The following is a 16,927-nucleotide window of genomic DNA, read 5'->3' as shown; positions in this document are numbered from 1 at the left end:
CGAGCTGAATTCAAAACCAGGGAACATACCAGCCCAGGAATTTTTAAATCAGGTAAAACAACAAAACCTGAAGCCGTTGCTGGCCAATCCCTTATTGATCAAGCTGCTGATTAACTCAATTCACAATCGACAGCTTCCTGAGTCGCGGCGTGAAGTGTTCGAATTTGCTGTTCAAAAGTTGGCCAAAGAACATGACCCCTACTATCAACAATATGCCCCGGATGAAAAATATTCCATTGACGACCTAGTGGATCGAGCAGGCTACTTGTGCAGCATCATGTTGTTCAGCAACCGTTTCGGATTCGCTTTAATCGATGGCAACGTACACAGCAATAGCGATTTACAATCCGACGAATTCGGTGGGCTAGACTCATTAAGCCTGCGCGCATTGCGCAGCGCACTTTTCCGCCCATCAAATTTAACTGGCACAGTTGAGCCTATTCACCGAACAGTTGCAGAATTTCTGGCTGCACAGTGGATCGCAAAACAGATTGCGAATCACGCATTGCCCATCGGACGGGTATTGCGTTTGTTTGAAGGGTTTGACAAAAAAACAGTGGCCAGTTTAAGGGGACTATTCGCCTGGGTAGCCACGCTAAGCATTTCAGCGTTTGAACAAATGATTGAAATTGACCCACTGGGAATCGCAATTTATGGCGATGCTGCATGCCTGAGCACAGCACAAAAAATGAAAGTGATTCTGGGGCTTCAAAGGGAAGCCCAGGCGTATTTCGGTTTTGGTTGGCAAGTGCCATTCAGCAGTCCTCTTCAAGGCCTTTGGGACCCAGAGTTTGAATCGTTTTTTATTGAAAATTTCAAAAGTGCATCCAGAGAAAAAACGCACCAGGCATTCATACATGAGCTACTGAATATATTGAAAGGTAATGAAACTAATGATCGATTGGCATGCGCTTTAGAAAAAATTGTTGCGGACCACAGTTTCTGGGACAGTATTCGAAGCGCTGCACTGGATGTACTGTTGCTTACGCCAGAACAGCTAATCCGGCTGTCGATATTGCTTAATCGAATTTCAAATGGAGAAATTGAAGACGCAGAAGACCAGCTATTGGGCACACTACTATTCGCACTTTACCCCTCGGCAATACCCACAGTATCGATTCTTTCCTTTCTTCATCACGCCAAGAATCCACACTTAATCGGCGACTATCTTTATTTTTGGGAACATGAATTACCAAAACGTGTTCCTGTCGATGAACTGCCCGTTTTGCTGGACCAACTAGCAAAAAGAGGTGATTTCCCATGGACTAGGACAGAGAGTCTTAACCTGCAAAGAATGTGCGGAAAATTGATAGTGCGTGCATTGTTTGAAATCGGCGAAGAAACCAACGATGAAAAGTTATTCACATGGCTTGGCATTGGCCAAGACGAATACGGCCATGTACAAAGAACTGCAGAGCACCAACACCAAATTGGTGCATGGTTCGGAGAACAGGAAAGTCGATACCTTTCACTCCTTGAAAAAGCTGTTGAGAAATCACTTTCAAAAAAGCATCCCTACCATGCCTACCACACCACGAAAGGATGGATTTGCATCAATCAATTGCCCGCCCAACTAGGCTTGTGGCATTTGAAAAAAGCTGATTCCGCAAGCACCCAAACCGCAGTGGAAATTCACTTGGGTGAAGCTATACGCCACCTTTCCTTCCAACAGGGAAATGAAGGACTTGCGCTGGAGATGATCGAAGACTTCTCTCTAAAGTACCCGGAGTACCGCGACTATATTCAAGCGCACTTGTTTCATGAACGCTCAGCTACAGAACTTGAACTGGCCAAACACCGAAACAATTCAATTCAAGTCGCCAATGAAAGAAAAACGCAAACCACAAAAACACTTTCAAACAATTTAGAAGCCATTAGAGCGGGTACCGCCAGCTTGGGAATATTTTATAACCTTGCACTTGTTTGGCTTGACTTCGCAAGCGATGTAAGCGGCAGCAATCCGCAACAGCGATTGGACAGCTTTTGCTTCAACGGTACAGAAGTTTATCAGGCAGCCCGAACAGGATTTTCAAAATTCATTCTGCTGTCTGATTTTGCAAAGCACACTGAAATTATTGAATCCTATGTGAGTAGCAAAAGGCCCTGGAATCAATTCCCTACAATTATTGGCTTGGAAATTCTTTTCGAAGAAAATCCGAATGCTTTTGCATCAATCGAGGAAAACAGACTGAAAAGTTTTGTTGCCACGCAACTGGCTTATGGTCTGGAAGAAAAGCCAAAATGGATTGCATACCTTGCCCAAATCAATCCGCAGCTAGTCTCAGAAGTTTGGGTTCAATTTGTGCTAACCAGCTTCAAGAAAGCTAAGCTTCATGGTGCGAACATTTACGGGATTTGTGATTGGCCTGAATATCGAGAAATCGGATTGATTGGTATTCCAAAAGTGCTTGCGAAATACCCAGTTCGCAGCCGCGCAGATCAACTGGGTTATGTAAGGCGCTTGCTTTACTTTGCCATACAAAACTTGTCTGAAAAGTTACAGCCAACGATAAAGAAAAAGTTGAGCAGCAAAAGCATGGATGCTGGCCAGCGCGTGTATTGGATAATGGCGGGCTTGGCAATTGATTCGCCTACGTATGAAAATCTGTTGATTACTGAATTATCCGATTCAGCAATCAAGGCCCATTATTTCCTCCAATTCATTCGACACGATTCGCGTGACGAAAATTACATTCACAGCACATCCGCTGTGTTTTTGTCAAAACTGATCGAAGTCATTACACCTCAAGCCGACCCGAGTGTTGAACACGCTGAGGGAGCCGTCAGCAGTTCTGGCGAACTGTGGTGGACGCTGCAGCGCCTGATTACTCAACTAGGCGAAAGCGACGACCCCAACACATTGCCTGAACTTCGACGACTTCAACAATTGCCTGAACTGGAAAAAATCCACTATTTACTTGAGCACACTGCATACGATGTACAAATTCGTATTCGAGAAAAATCGTTTGCATTTTTGAAACCGCAAAGCCTGATCAAAGTGCTAGGAAATCGCGAGCCTGTTGATGTAAAAGACTTGCAGCAATTGATTGTGGAACATCTTGATGACTATGCTGAATCAATCCATAGCGACAACGCTAATATTTACGCGCGCTTTTGGGACACACACAAGGAACGCCGCCCCAAAGATGAAAACGATTGTCGAAACATTATTCTCAGCGAACTAAAAATCAGGCTGTCGCCGTACGGTGTGGAGTGCGCGCCTGAAGCCCAGTATGTCAACAACAAACGGGCCGACATTAAAGCATTATTCCGTAACAAGTTTTCTGTTCCCATGGAATTTAAATGTGACTGGAACCCGGATCTTTGGACCGGCCTGCGCAACCAACTAATCAATCAATATTCAATTGAACGGAAAGCAAACGAACATGGAATTTATGTGGTGCTGTGGTTTGGCGAACATGATCGTGAACCTATTCCCAAAACCCTGGATGGCTCACCCAAACCCCAAACACCCAAGGAAATTGAAGAGTATCTTTTGAGTTTACTGAACCCGGAAGAAAAACAAAGAATACTTGTACGCGTAATCAACCTTGAATGGACCGGCAGCTGATCACGCCACCATATCAAAACTTATCAACCCTCCCGGCTGCACCACCGTGGCAGGCCAGTTTGCAGCCTGTTGAACTGGCACCACGCCGTGTTCAACGATCCACTGCACCGCGCGAATAACGCCTGCGTGGGTAAGCCAAACCTCATCGCCTTGCATACTGCGCAAAGCCTGCCCCACCCGCTGCAACACCGTTTGCGTGCTTTCAACACCACCGAAACAATGGTGATCAAAATCAGCCAGCCAGGCATCGAATGCGGCTTGCGGTATTGAATCCCAGGCTTGCATTTCCCAGCAACCGAAGTTCATTTCATTCAGGCGGGGGTCTACTGCGGCGGCAGGAAAATCGGGCCGCAACACCGCCAAATGATTTGCAAGTTGCTGCGCACGCGTTAAACCGGAAACACGCAGCACCAAACCCTGCGGCAATTGTTCAGCGGCCAACTTGGCAGCCAAAAGGCTTGCAGCATTGTCGGCGGGCACATCGCTTGCGCCATAGCAAATGCCCGAAGGCAGCAACACCGGCGCATGGCGAATCAGCCAAAGCTTCATCAGGCGTGTGCCAATGGCAGGGCCACAACAAGACCAAAATAAAACGCCACTTCACACAGTTGCTGTGTAGCACCCAGGCCGTCGCCAGTAAAACCTGCCAGCCTGCGTTTGAGCAAACGCAACATATAACCCAGTGCCACCATTGCACCCAATACACCTGCCCACCACGGCATGCCCGGTACAAGCGCATACAGCAGGGCCAATGCCAACCCAGCCCACACCGCGGCGGCCAACAGGCTGTTGTTGCCAATTTGATCGGCCAAGGGTTTGGATTTCGATTGCTGCGTGTCGCCCACATGCGGCAAGCTGCGAATAATGAATAGCGGCAAAAAGCGGGAAACCACATGCGCCCCAAACCCGGCCGCCGCGGCTGCGGGCAAGGGGACCAGTTGCAACAACATGGCCAGCAAACCGACTTTAAGCAACACGATCAGCACCAGCGCCAATGCGCCGTAGGTGCCCACACGAGAATCTTTCATGATGTCGAGTGCGCGTTCGCGATTCAGGCTGCCGCCCAGCCCATCGGCTGTGTCGGCCAAACCATCTTCATGAAACGCGCCGGTCAACATCACGCCAAACACCGTGCACAACACAGCAGCCACCCAGCTTGAAGCAGATACTTCCGGCAAAGCCCACACCAAACCCCACAACACCACGGCGCTGCTTGCGCCAACCAACCAACCCACACCGGGAAAGTGTGCCGCACTGGCACGCAGCATGGCGGGCGAGAAACCCACCCATTCCGCCAGCTTGCCAGTAACAGGTATGCGTGTAAAAAACTGCACGGCCAGCAGGTAGTGGCGGATGAATTGCAAGAATATCTGGATCATTCCAATGACGCTTTTGCTGATGTTGTAGAAGTGGACAGGTCCGCACGCGACACGCTGGCAGAATCAAAACTGGCCATGTCGCGCAGCAAGGCACAGGCCGACACCAGCAGTGGCCAGGCCAGGGCCGCGCCAGAGCCTTCGCCCAAGCGCATCCCGAGATCAAGCAAAGGCTGCGCATTCAAGTATTTGAGCATGTTGCGGTGGCCCTGCTCGCCCGATTGATGCGCAAAAATACAATACGCCAACACATTGGGGCACATTGCGTGTGCAACCAGCACTGCTGCCGTGGCAATAAAACCATCCACCACCACCACGCGGCGCTCGCTGGCCGCTTGCAAGACCGCCCCCACCATGGTGGCAATTTCGAACCCGCCCATGGCGGCAAGAATCTCCATGGGTGACTCGGCATTCTCATGGCGATGCAGCACTTCCCGCAATGTGCTTGCCTTGCGCTGAACGGCTTCAGCATTCAAACCAGTGCCTGCGCCCGTGCATTCAGCAATGTCGTGCCCGGTGAAACGGGCCATCAGCAGTGAAGCCGCCGATGTGTTGCCAATGCCCATTTCCCCCAACAGCAGCACATTGCCGGGCAGGCTGTGAAGCAAGTCCATGCCGTTCTTCATGGCTTGTCCGCATTGGGGAATTGACATGGCTGGCCCCTCAAAACTGTTGGCCGTGCCATATCCAATTTTGCGGATGTAAAGGCCATTGCGAGCGGTGAAGTCGTGCTGAACACCGCAATCCACCACACTCAAACTCAAACCATGTTGACGCGCCAGCACGCTGACTGCTGCACCACCCGCCAGAAAATTTTCCACCATTTGCCAGGTGACATCGCTGGGGTACGCGGACACGCCCTGCCGGGTCAAACCATGGTCGCCGGCAAACACGATCAGCTGCGGTTCTTCAAGCACAGGGCTTTCAGTGCCCAAGGCCACGCCAATTTGAACAGCCAACGCTTCGAGCTTACCCAATGAAGCCAGCGGTTTGGTTTTGTTGTCGATCACGGTTTGAAGCCGTGCTTGCAAAACAGTATTGCTGGGGTTGTGAACAACAGGCAAATCAAATGACATGTGTGGGATACCTGAAAATTAGGGTTCGATAAGTGCTTTCAACACGCCTGGCTCTACATGCCGTTCCAGAAAATCGGCCAAGCCATTGAACACGCTTTCCAGCGTGGGGGTTTGTGCGCCAAACAATGCGGTCAATACTGCGGGGTCTTCAAACAGGCCATGCACATACACACCCAATACGTTGCCAGCGGTATTTTGCCAGCCCAAGCCGGGCAACACCTCGTGGGCCAGTTGCCCAGCCTCGGCCAGCGCGGTGTGTTGCACTGTGCGGCCATGGTGAATTTCATAACCGTTCACCGGCTGTTGCGCCAACGCAGCCCAAGGCCCTTGCACGGCAGCAAAACGCAGGTGGGCGCGGCGCACTGTTTTGTCGGGCTCAAAACAGGTGACCAATGGCAAAAGCCCCAGCCCCGGCGCGTTTCCATCAATACCGTGCGAATCCACCAGGGCTTCGCCCAGCATTTGCAGGCCGCCACAAATACCCAGAACTGGCTTGCCTTGATCTGCGTGGCTTGCCACGGTTTGATCCAGCCCCTGTTCACGCAGCCATGCCAAATCGGCTGTTGTGTGTTTGGAACCGGGCAAGATAATCCAGTCTGCACCTGCGCAATCGGCCGGGGTGCGGGCCCACACCAAACGCACGCCGGGCATGTTTTTCAAGGGCTGGAATTCGTCCAGATTGCTGATGCGGGGAAACGCCACCACTGCAATCGTGGTGTGCACCGCGCCCGTGGCCTTGCTTCGGTCATCGAACACGCCGTCTTCTTCGGGCAAACCATGCTGAAACCACATGGGCAAAGTGGCCACCGTGGGCACGCCGGTCAACTGTTGTAACTGTTCGGGCGCGGGGGCCAACAAAGCGGCATCACCCCGAAATTTATTCAACACAAACCCACGGATCAATGCACGTTCATCAGCGGGCAACAAAGCCCAGGTGCCATACAGGTGCGCAAAGGCACCGCCACGATCAATGTCGGTAACCAGCAGGCAACGTGCCTGTGCATACACCGCCACGCGCATGTTCACAATGTCGCTGGCATGCAGGTTGATTTCAGCAGGCGAGCCTGCGCCCTCGATAACCACCACATCGTTTTCAGCGCGCAAGGTGTCGAGCGCGGCCGCAATGTGTGGCCACACCTGTGCGCTGCGTTCACGCCACGGGGTTTTGCCCAGTACCGGGTCTACTTTTCCCAGCACCACCACCTGGCTTTTGGTGTCGGCTTCGGGTTTCAACAACACCGGGTTCATGTTCACACTGGGTTCGCAACAGGCGGCCAGCGCCTGAAAATACTGGGCTGAACCAATTTCGCCTTCACTGCCATGCAAGCCCGCCACCACACGGGCGTTGTTGCTCATGTTTTGAGCCTTGAACGGGGCCACTTTCAAACCCATGCGTGCGTAATGGCGGCACAGCGCAGTGGTCACCCAGCTTTTTCCGGCACCACTGCTGGTGCCCAACACCATGACACACACTGCTTTCATACCTGCAAGGCCTTTGAAAGTGCGGCCATGGCTTGCGGCTTTTGTGCGCACAAGCGCCACCACCCCGGCAAGCCGAAGGAAGTGGCATCACGCAGCTTGATGCCGTGCGCGCGCAGGTGCACTTCATCAATTTCACGGGGTGCCTTGGCACACACAAATGAAGCAATGCTGGGCATGGTTTCCCAACCCTGCTGGTGAAGGCAATCCAGCAGATCCGTTTTCCATTGCGCCAACACGCCGCGGCTTTCGGCCAGCCAACTTTGTGTTTCCGGCAGGGTCCAGGCCTGCAACATGGCCTGACCGTGCGTACCGATCAGCCAGGAAGGTGCAAGACTGTTCAAGGCGCGCACCGCACGGCTTTCGCCCAAGGGTGCGATCGCGTAGGCGCCGCGAATACCCGTCATGCCCAATGCCTTGTTGGGTGACCACAATTGCCACAAGTGGTCTCGCTGTTGCAGGCTTGCGCGTGCCTGTTCATCAAGGCACAAAGGTTCATAGGCGCAATCCAGCACAGCAACAACGTCGGGATGATCCTCGACAAGCTTCAATATCCCGGTCGATTCAGCTTGCCCCAAGGGGCTGGACGGGTTGCACAGCCACACCAGTCCTGCCCGGCTTGCGTCATCAACCTGTTCCATGTCCCACACCTGCGCGGCGTGCGCATAATCGCCGTAGGCATGTTGCGGTACCCAGTATGAACTGCAGCCCTTGCGCCACTGGCAGGTGGTCAGGCGTTGAATGAATTCGCTGGCACTGCCCGCCACCACAATTCTGGATTCTTCCACTTGGTGAAAGTGGGCCAGCGCAGCGCGCAAAGCCGTGTAATTTGGGTCGGGGTAGCGCAGTGCGTCGGCCTGTTGAACCGCATTCAACACCGCAGGGCAAGGCCCCACCGCATTGGCATTGCTGGAAAAATCGAAGGGCACAGGCCCGTGCTCATCGGTACCGCCATGTATGCGTGTGTTCATACCACCCCCCACAAAACAGCTGCCATGCAAAAAACTGCAATGAATACCACCACTTGTGCACAGGCATGCAAGGCGGCTTCGATGTGGCCACTGCGTGGCACATCACCTTGCACATTCAAACAATACACCCCTTTTTTTTCGAGACAAATATTCATCCCCAAAGCCAATGCCCCCATGGGCCAACCACCATTTGGCGACGGTGTTTGTTGCGCAACACCGGGCAACCGGGTCAGGCCACGGCCTTTGAACAACAGGCAAATGAGAAAGGCGGTGATGCGGGCGGGCACCCAGGAAAGCACATCGTCTGCGCGCGCGGCCCACTTGCCGGCCCAGGTCCAGTCGCGCCCGGCGCGTTCACCCCGGTAGCCCCACATGGCATCGGCGGTGTTGGCAAAACGATAAACCGCAGCACCGGGCAAACCGAAAAGAACAAACCAGAACAGCGGGGCCACCACCGAATCATTTAAATTTTCCGCAAGCGTGGAAATGGCCGCTTGCCGAACCTGCGCCTCGCTCAGGCTGCTCACATCGCGGCTCACCAAACGCGCCACCTGTTGCTGGCCCTCGGGCAGCGAGCGTTGCAGGGCGTGTTCAACATCGCGCACTTCATCACGCAGCACCCGCCAGGCCAGCATGGGTTTGAGCAGCAAGCCCACAAGCACAATCTGAACCACCCAGTGTACTGTTGCCGCCCCCATTGAAACCACTGCAGCCAGAATGGATACGCCCGCAACTCCCACCCACCAAGCCAGCGCACCGGCAGTCAATTGCGACAGCACACTGCGGGCGGGCTTGCCAATTTCAGGTGCAAACAATCGCCCCGCCCAGGCCAGGTAGTTGCCCATCCACACCACGGGGTGCCAGCGTGCGGGTGGTTCGCCAAAGCAATAGTCCACCAGCAAGGCGACCAGCATAGCAGCGGCCAGAATGTTGATTGGGGTGCAAGCAAACCACATGGCTAGTGGTCCTCGTTGACAGGCGGCGAACCGGGTTGGTTCGCAAATACAGCACTGGCTTTGCCCCAAGTGTCGTCAAACACCAAACCCGACAAAGCCTCGCATTGGGCCCATTGCTGTTGCGCCAGCATGGGTTCTGCGTAATAGCCCTCGACCGGCCCCAGGCACAGCACGGCAATCGGGCTGGCTCCTTCTGGCAGGCCCAGCAATGTGGCCAGTTCAGCAGGTTCAAACAGCGACACCCAACCCATGCCCAGTCCTTCAACTCTTGCGGCCAGCCACAGGTTTTGGATCGCACATGCGGCCGACGCCAAATCCATTTCAGGCATGGTGCGCCTGCCAAAAACATGGCGCTCACGGCCATCGGCCAGCGCAACCACCAGCACCTCGGCCGCATCCAGAATGCCCTGCACTTTCAGCTGCATGAATTCGCTTTCGCGTTGCCCAAGGGCACGTGCAGTTTGAATGCGTTCGGCCTCGACCAAGGCGTGCAGGCGCACACGGGTGTCGTGGTTCTGAATGCGCATGAAACGCCAAGGCTGCATGTAACCCACGCTGGGTGCATGGTGTGCCGCAGACAGCAAACGTTGCAACACATCGGTAGGCACCTGCCCGCCACAAAAGTGGCGCATGTCGCGCCGCTCGCGAATGGCGCGGTACACTGCCGCCGATTCACTTGGTGAAAAAGGCGTGGCTGCAACCAAGGCGGGTTTAATCTTCAATGCCGCGTTGAGCAGGAATCCCTGCCTTGAATGCATGTTTGATCATGGTCATTTCGGTCACCGTGTCGGCCAGGTCGATCACCTCTTGCGGGCAGCGCCGCCCGGTGATCACCACATGCACATCCTTTGGCCTGTTGCGCAAAGTTTGCAGCACATCGTCCAAGGGTATCCAGCCGTAAATCAAACCGTAGGTCAATTCATCCAGCACCACCATGAAATGTTCGCCGCCCAGAATGGTGTCGCGGGCTTTTGCCCAGCCATCCAGGGCCAATTGCGCAGAATGTTCAATGTCTTTGCTTTTCCAGCTAAAGCCATCGCCCAGCCCTTCAATGGACAAGCCCAGTTGCTCAAGCGATCTGTGCTCACCAAAACGCGCACTGGGCACCTTCATGAACTGGTAAATTTTTACCAGCTTGCCGTGCACATGGGTGCGGCCAAAAGCACGCATGGCCAAACCAAATGCGGCGGTGCTTTTGCCTTTGCCATCGCCGGTGTTCACGATGATCAAACCACGCCGTTCGCCTTCGGGGCGGTCGTAGCGTTTTTCAGTGGGGGGCGTTTCAATTTGCATGGGTTTTCTCTCGCGGTCAGGTTGGCAACACAAGCCAACGGTTGTTCACCTGGTGAATGGAAAGTCGATGGTCGAATACGGTTTGCAAGGCGTGGTGTGCGGCCGCATCGTGGCTGGGGCCTGCATATTGCAGCTGGCCTGCTTGCATCACCAGCAGGTCGTCGGCCAGCAAAGCCAGGGAAATTTCATGCAACACAGTGACCACGGTGCGGCCCTCTGCCACCAGGCCACGCACCAGCACTATCCAGTCGGCCTGGTGTGGTGGGTCCAGGTTGGCCAAGGGTTCGTCCATCAACACCATGTCGGCTTGAACAGCCAGTAGCCGGGCCAGCAATACACGCTGGCGTTCACCACCGGAAAGGCTGCCCAGCAGGCGGTTTCGCCATTCCCAAACGCGGGTTTGTTCCATGGCCTGCTGCACGGCAGCGTGGTCGGCCGGGCCGGGCGGGCTTAACCAGGGCAAGTGGGGAAAGCGGCCCAGCATCACGATGTCGTAAGTGCTTAAATCATCGGCAGCCTGATCGGCCCCGCCTTGCGCAAGCCACGCCACTGTTTTGGCGCGTTCGCGGTGCGCGTATTCGTGCAGGGCTTTGCCGTTGACTTTCACGTGGCCTTGTTGCACGGGCACAAGCCCTGCAAGCGCACGCAAAAAAGTTGATTTGCCCGCACCATTGGGGCCCACAACGCAGGTCCATCGACCCGCTTCAATGCGTGCATTCAGTTGCTGCAACACAGGGCGCGCATGGCGGGCTGCCCCCAGCGACACACACAAATCATTCACTTCAAATGCAACAGGTTTGTTCATGTTCCCGTCACCCCGCCCTTCTGTGCATCAACCACAGCAAATAGCCACCACCCAGTGTGGCGGTCAGTACGCCCACAGGAATTTCCTGGGGCGCAATCAAGCCACGGGCCAGAATATCGGCGGCCAGCAGCAGCACGCCACCCATCAGGCTGGCCAACACCACCAACTGCGCATAAGTTGTTCGCACGGCAGCGCGCACCAAGTGCGGTGCCGCCAAACCCACAAACGCAATCAGGCCGGTGTGGGCCACTGCTGTGCCAGTGGCCAAAGCCACCACGGCAATCAGCGCCATGCGTGCCGGGCGCAGCGGCATGCCCAGGCTTTGGGCCGTGTGCTCGCCCAGCGTGAGCGCATCAAGCGTTCGGGAAAATGCCCAGGCCACACCCAGGCACAACACGCCGACAAGCAGCATGATGCCCAGCGACTGCCAACCCACAAAACCGGTAGAACCGAGAATGAATGCTTGCATGGCCTGCAAGGTTTGCGGAACCGCAATGGTGATCAGCGATGTCAGCGCACCCAACACCATGCCCACCACCACACCGGCCAACAGCAAACGCAATGTGTGCTGCACACCTTTGGCCAGGGTAAGTGTTAGCAGCACCGCACCCACCGCGCCCACAAACGCAGCACCGGTCAAGCCCAGCCGCACCACCCAGGCCTCGGCAAAGGGCGACACACCCAGTGCGGCCAGCGACACCGCCACCGCCAGGGAGGCACCGGAGGCACTGCCCAACAAAAACGGATCGGCCAAGGGGTTGCGAAACAAGCCCTGCGCCACGGCACCGGCCAGCCCAAGCAGCGCACCCGCCGCCCAGGCACCCAGTGTGCGGGGTGCGCGAATGTCCAGCACAATTTGACTGGCCACAGGGTCGGCCCACATGTGCCACACCGATTCAAGGCCCGTGCTGCCCACACCCAAACCAAGGGCACACAACAACAGGCTTAAGGCCAGCAAAAAAACACCCCACCACAGGCTTGCGCGTGTATTCATGGTGCACCTGCACTGTGTTTCAGAATGCACTGCGCCAGCAGGCGGGCACCTTCGGCCATGCGGGGGCCGGGGCGCACAATGGCGTCTTCATCGTCGCTGTTGAAAATGCAAATGCGTTGTTCGCGCACAGCCCGCAGGCGCTGCCAACCGGGGCGTTCGGTCATGCCTTGCGCATTGCGTTGCCCAACCATGATCAGGTCAGGGTTGGCACGCACCACAAACTCCGGGTTCAGTTTTGGAAATGGGCCCAGCTCAGCGGGCACCACGTTGCCTGCACCCAGGCGCTTAAGCGTTTGACCAATAAAAGAAGATTCACCGGCAGCATAAGGTGCGCGGTTCACTTCAAAGTACACACGAATGCCGCGCGCATGTTGCGGCAGGGAACTGGCTGCTGCTGACACACCCGCGTCCACGTTGCGCCACACCTGCTCGGCTTTTGTCGGCGCAAGGCCCAAGGCCTGAGCAACCTTTGCAATGACCACCTGCACCTGTTCGTGGGTTTTGGGTTCCAGCATCAGTACTTTCAGGCCCAGTGCCTGCAAACGTTCTGCTGCACGTGACGATTCTGCCATTAACACCAAGTCTGGTTTCAAGGCCACAATGGCTTCAATATTGGGATCAATGCCACCGCCCACGCGTGGCAGCTGTTGCACAGAAGCAGGCCAGTTGGAATAACGGTCCACACCCACCAAACGGCTGCACTCGCCAAGCGCACACACACTTTCTGTGAGCGAGGGCAACAGGCTGACGATGCGTTGTGGGGCAGCATGCGCAGCCCATGTACAACACGCCAACAACATGGCCAACACATTGCGCAGGCAAAGCAGCTTCATTGTGAAGTTCCTTTGACAGGCACTGCCTGCCCGGCCACCATCAAAGTGACCCGTTCGCAGGCGTCGGCCATGGCCTGGTTCAAGCGGCCCAGTTCGTCAACATAGTGGCGCACTTCTTTGCCCATGGGCACAACACCCAAACCAATTTCATTGCTAACCAGCACCACAGGCCCAGGCAGGCTGTGCAGCGTGTGAACCAGTTGCTCCACCGTGTGCTGAAAACCTTGTGCTGGTGCGGGTACGCCGGGTGGTGGCATGAGCCAATTCACGAGCCACAGGGTCAGGCAATCCACGATCAAAAGCGTGTTGCTGGTGCTGTGCAATTTCAAGGCGGCAGGCAGGTACAGGCTTTCTTCAACCGCAACCAGTCGGGGCACACGCTGCGCCCGGTCTAGCTGGTGCTGCACAATGCGTTGCTGCATTTCATCGTCGCCAACATGGGCCGTGGCCACCAGCACAGCGTGCCGCTGCGGGCTGACTGCAAGCCATTGAATGGCCAGGTTTTCAGCGCGGCGCGATTTGCCACTGCGCTGACCACCCAGTATCAACTCAGAACGAGCAAGCATGTGCATCAATCAGGTTTCACCCCTTAAAAAGACCAGTTGGCCGACACAAACAGGTTTCTGCCCGGTGTGGTAAAGCCATTGGCCAGTGAGTAGGTTTTGTCGGTGATGTTGTTCAAGCGGGCCGACACGGACAATTCCTGATTCACCTTGCGGCTTACCCCGGCGTTCAGCAAACCATAACCGCCCAGTTCAATATTGGGGTCGCTGAAACGAATCGTCCTGTCTTCACGGTTGCTGGCCAGTTTCAATTCACCATAGTACTGCCAGGGGCCAGTTTCACGACTCAAGTTTAAATTGAATACATGGCGGGCAATGCGCACAATGCGTTTGTTGTCGGGTTCGGTTTTGGGGTCGGTGTAATCGTAGGAAGCTTTCACCAATAGTGTTTCAAACTGGCGGTCTACTGCGAAGGTGGCACCACGCAAGGTTGCGCGTGCTGACTGCACTGCCGTAGACGGTGTAATGAAACCCTGCACCCTGTTTTCGTACACCACCGCACTGGCAGCCATGGCCGGGGTTGCATACTTCACACCCAGTTCTTTGGAACGGCTGCGCTGGGGTTGCAATTCCGGGTTGCCAAAACCTGGAAAGTACAACTGGTTAAACGTGGGGGCCTGAAAACTGCTGCCCGCACTGCCCACCAAACGCCATTGCGAATTCAGTTTGTAACCCGCAGAGACCGCATAGTTGTTGAAACGCCCGAACTGGGAATTGTCGTCGCTTCGCAGCACGCCCAGCGCGTCCCACTGCGCGCGATTCAATGCATACGCGGCCATGAAACCATCGATGGTGCGTGCCTTCACGTCGTAGTCGGTGGTGCTGTCCACCTCCTCGGTGCGCTGCTCGGCCAGCAAGGTCAGCACATCGCTACCAAATGAAATATCGTTTTGCCAGCTGTATTGGTCGCGCTTGGTGTCGAACCGGGCACGGCCCGCATCTGCGCCATCGGACAAACGGCGGTATTCACTCACCGATTTATCATCGGACTGCGCCAGCAACACGGTCGACTTCCAGCGCGGCGTGAATTTGGCAACCCATTGCAGGCTGGACTGGTTCAGTTCCGGTTTTGCAATCGCTTCGCTGGTTTGTGAATTCAGAGCCAGCGGGTTGGGAAACGGGTTGCCGTCGAAACCGTACTCGCCTTCGCTGTACAAGGTTTGAAATTTTAGTTGGTGATTGGTGTGCACATCGGCCACCAAACTGAAATTCAGGCTGCTGGTTTCAAACGCGTCTTCATCCGGATTCAACCCCGATGCAGCGGGTGTTTTCGCATCAATGCCAGTGCCCCGTTCATGGGAAAAACCAAGGCTGTAGCCAAACATGTCGGTTTTGCCACTGAAGTGCGCTGCACCCAACCGTTGACCATCGGTGCCCACACCCACACTAACCGACCGCCGTGGCGTGCCCGCTTGCCGCGTGATGATTTGAATGACCCCGCCCACCGCATCGGGGCCATACAACGCCGAGGCCGCACCGCGCAAAATCTCGATGCGCTCAATCGATTCAAGCGGAATGGTTTCCAGTGAAAAACCGCCGCTGGTTGCAGACCCCACCCGCACACCATCCACTAGCAAAATGGTTTGAGTGGCCGACGCACCGCGCAAAAACACATTGGTGTTGGAACGGTAACTGCCGTTGGCCGACATTTGCACGCCGGGCTGTTGGGCCAGCACTTCGCGAAGCGAGGTTTGCCCGGCACGATCAAGTGTTTCCCGGTCAATGACCGTGACGTCGGCCAACACCTCGGTGATGGGCTGTTCGGTGCGGGTGGCGGTGACCACCACGGAATCAAAAGTTGGTTTTTTTTGTGCGAATACAGGACCGGCTGCAGCAATGGCCACCGGCACGGCAAGCCAAAGCTTGCCCAAGCGAATTGAGTTCATGGTTAAATGGATTGACGAGTACCCTCACCGCCTTCCCCGACAGTGCATGGGACATAGTGCGCCAATGGCGCACCCCGTTGTTGGCCGGTATCCGGGCTGGCAGACTTACCCTCACCACCTTCTCAGGCGTTTGAAAACACCCAATGGTTTTTGATGAAAGCCAAGCTTGACGCTTGTCTGCGTACCGTTGCGGGGGCAGCGCTAAAGAGCTTCCCGTTTAACTTCAGAACAGGGACTGTTCCAAGAGCACCAACAAAGCCGATTGTACAGCAGCAGGGAGCAAAGAAAACATCGCTTGATGCCAGACTACTTCCAACCTTGAATCCACTGCCCTTCATCTTGCAAATCACGCCAGTGAATAATTTGCGTTCGGCCGGAATGCACAGCCTCCAATTCAAATTGCTCAACAGGCAATTCATCGCTTTCAGGCTTCACCACTGAACGAACCAGAAAGTGTTTTTCTTTGTTCGCTGGTTTCACGGCAGTCCACTTGCTCAGCAGCAACTTCTTGGGATTCAAACGGCGCATGGTTTAATTGGTTTGTGGTGAAAGTTCAAGCTTGTTCAAATCGAAGCCCTTGGCTTTCAGGCGTTGCAGCAGCGCCTCGTATTTGGCTGGGTTTACTTGCTGCGTACGCGACAACACCCACAAAAATTCTCGCTTGGGTTCGCTGACTGCAACCAGTTGGTATTCGGGGTCAAGATCAATCACCCAGTAATCACCCCACACCATGGGCAGCCAACTTAACCAGGCTGGCGCAAAGCGTACCTCTAGCTTCGGTGATTTCAAGCCACCGGTCTGCCTGACCTGGCCTTCGACCTCTTCCATGTCGCGGTTGGCCAACTGGCAGCGGTTCAGCACTTTCACTTTGCCGTCTTTTTGAAGTGAATATGCTGCGCTGGTATTGGCCACACACTGCTTCTGAAAACGATTGGGGTACTTGGCAACTTCAAACCAGGTGCCCATGTAACGGGGCACGTCGAGCGACTGAATGGTTTGAAGAGGTTGTGGGGATTCTGCTGCGAGTGCTGAATTGACAGCCACGCAAGACAGGGCAAACGAAGTAGCTAAAGTCAGCAGAGGTTTCATGAATTGAAGTGTGCCACATTATTCTTGATATTTGC

General features: G+C 55.0%; 16 protein-coding genes and 1 riboswitch. Of the genes, 1 reads left to right on the top strand and 15 read right to left on the bottom strand.

Translation table 11 applies throughout. The annotated features are described in order from the left end of the window. Positions 1-94: 94 nt before the first annotated feature. Positions 95-3,571: a hypothetical protein gene (locus FRIGORI9N_RS00225; protein WP_159567914.1), complete on the top strand. Its 3,477-nt coding sequence runs from the start codon at positions 95-97 to the stop codon at positions 3,569-3,571. On the opposite strand, the gene FRIGORI9N_RS00220 is transcribed toward FRIGORI9N_RS00225, so the two are convergent. The 15 genes from FRIGORI9N_RS00220 to FRIGORI9N_RS00150 form a co-directional block, all read right to left on the bottom strand. Next, entirely contained in the window at positions 3,572-4,120 is a 549-nt protein-coding gene (locus FRIGORI9N_RS00220) for a histidine phosphatase family protein (protein ID WP_159567913.1), read from the bottom strand. Then, the gene (locus FRIGORI9N_RS00215; RefSeq protein ID WP_236550762.1) at positions 4,120-4,950 is read right to left on the bottom strand and encodes an adenosylcobinamide-GDP ribazoletransferase; all 831 of its coding nucleotides are present in this window, start codon (positions 4,948-4,950) and stop codon (positions 4,120-4,122) included. Before FRIGORI9N_RS00215 ends, FRIGORI9N_RS00220 begins: the two co-directional genes overlap by 1 nt. Continuing rightward, entirely contained in the window at positions 4,947-6,023 is a 1,077-nt protein-coding gene (cobT, locus tag FRIGORI9N_RS00210; RefSeq protein ID WP_159567912.1) for a nicotinate-nucleotide--dimethylbenzimidazole phosphoribosyltransferase, read from the bottom strand. The genes FRIGORI9N_RS00215 and cobT overlap by 4 nt, the downstream gene beginning before the upstream one ends. An 18-nt stretch (positions 6,024-6,041) precedes the next feature. Beyond that, the gene (locus FRIGORI9N_RS00205) at positions 6,042-7,505 is read right to left on the bottom strand and encodes a cobyric acid synthase (RefSeq protein WP_159569503.1); all 1,464 of its coding nucleotides are present in this window, start codon (positions 7,503-7,505) and stop codon (positions 6,042-6,044) included. After that, positions 7,502-8,473, bottom strand: a complete 972-nt coding sequence (locus FRIGORI9N_RS00200) for an aminotransferase class I/II-fold pyridoxal phosphate-dependent enzyme (RefSeq protein ID WP_159567911.1) — start codon at positions 8,471-8,473, stop codon at positions 7,502-7,504. The genes FRIGORI9N_RS00205 and FRIGORI9N_RS00200 overlap by 4 nt, the downstream gene beginning before the upstream one ends. After that, positions 8,470-9,429, bottom strand: a complete 960-nt coding sequence (cbiB, locus tag FRIGORI9N_RS00195; RefSeq protein ID WP_159567910.1) for an adenosylcobinamide-phosphate synthase CbiB — start codon at positions 9,427-9,429, stop codon at positions 8,470-8,472. Before cbiB ends, FRIGORI9N_RS00200 begins: the two co-directional genes overlap by 4 nt. 2 nt (positions 9,430-9,431) lie before the next feature. Then, on the bottom strand, positions 9,432-10,187 hold the full coding sequence (gene bluB, locus FRIGORI9N_RS00190; protein WP_159567909.1) for a 5,6-dimethylbenzimidazole synthase: 756 nt from the start codon (positions 10,185-10,187) through the stop codon (positions 9,432-9,434). Continuing rightward, entirely contained in the window at positions 10,141-10,722 is a 582-nt protein-coding gene (gene cobO, locus FRIGORI9N_RS00185) for a cob(I)yrinic acid a,c-diamide adenosyltransferase (protein WP_159567908.1), read from the bottom strand. Before cobO ends, bluB begins: the two co-directional genes overlap by 47 nt. A gap of 16 nt (positions 10,723-10,738) precedes the next feature. Next, positions 10,739-11,527, bottom strand: a complete 789-nt coding sequence (locus FRIGORI9N_RS00180) for an ABC transporter ATP-binding protein (RefSeq protein ID WP_159567907.1) — start codon at positions 11,525-11,527, stop codon at positions 10,739-10,741. 7 nt (positions 11,528-11,534) lie between these two features. After that, on the bottom strand, positions 11,535-12,521 hold the full coding sequence (locus FRIGORI9N_RS00175; RefSeq protein WP_159567906.1) for an iron ABC transporter permease: 987 nt from the start codon (positions 12,519-12,521) through the stop codon (positions 11,535-11,537). After that, on the bottom strand, positions 12,518-13,321 hold the full coding sequence (locus FRIGORI9N_RS00170) for an ABC transporter substrate-binding protein (RefSeq protein ID WP_236550830.1): 804 nt from the start codon (positions 13,319-13,321) through the stop codon (positions 12,518-12,520). The genes FRIGORI9N_RS00175 and FRIGORI9N_RS00170 overlap by 4 nt, the downstream gene beginning before the upstream one ends. A gap of 29 nt (positions 13,322-13,350) precedes the next feature. Further along, complete coding sequence (locus FRIGORI9N_RS00165; protein ID WP_371717120.1) at positions 13,351-13,920, bottom strand: bifunctional adenosylcobinamide kinase/adenosylcobinamide-phosphate guanylyltransferase; 570 nt, start codon at positions 13,918-13,920, stop codon at positions 13,351-13,353. 23 nt (positions 13,921-13,943) lie between these two features. After that, positions 13,944-15,803, bottom strand: coding sequence for a TonB-dependent receptor domain-containing protein (locus FRIGORI9N_RS00160; protein WP_159567903.1), 1,860 nt, complete (start codon positions 15,801-15,803; stop codon positions 13,944-13,946). 64 nt (positions 15,804-15,867) lie between these two features. Then, a riboswitch (cobalamin riboswitch) is annotated at positions 15,868-16,072 on the bottom strand. 37 nt (positions 16,073-16,109) lie between these two features. Continuing rightward, positions 16,110-16,331: a TIGR02450 family Trp-rich protein gene (locus FRIGORI9N_RS00155; RefSeq protein WP_159567902.1), complete on the bottom strand. Its 222-nt coding sequence runs from the start codon at positions 16,329-16,331 to the stop codon at positions 16,110-16,112. 3 nt (positions 16,332-16,334) lie between these two features. After that, positions 16,335-16,892: a lipocalin family protein gene (locus FRIGORI9N_RS00150; RefSeq protein WP_159567901.1), complete on the bottom strand. Its 558-nt coding sequence runs from the start codon at positions 16,890-16,892 to the stop codon at positions 16,335-16,337. Positions 16,893-16,927: the final 35 nt, after the last annotated feature.

Origin of the sequence: Limnobacter sp. 130 (assembly GCF_902506325.1) — a bacterium.
Taxonomy (GTDB): domain Bacteria; phylum Pseudomonadota; class Gammaproteobacteria; order Burkholderiales; family Burkholderiaceae_B; genus Limnobacter.
The sequence above is the reverse complement of the archived record's forward strand: the minus strand, read 5'-3'. Positions and strand labels throughout refer to the sequence as shown.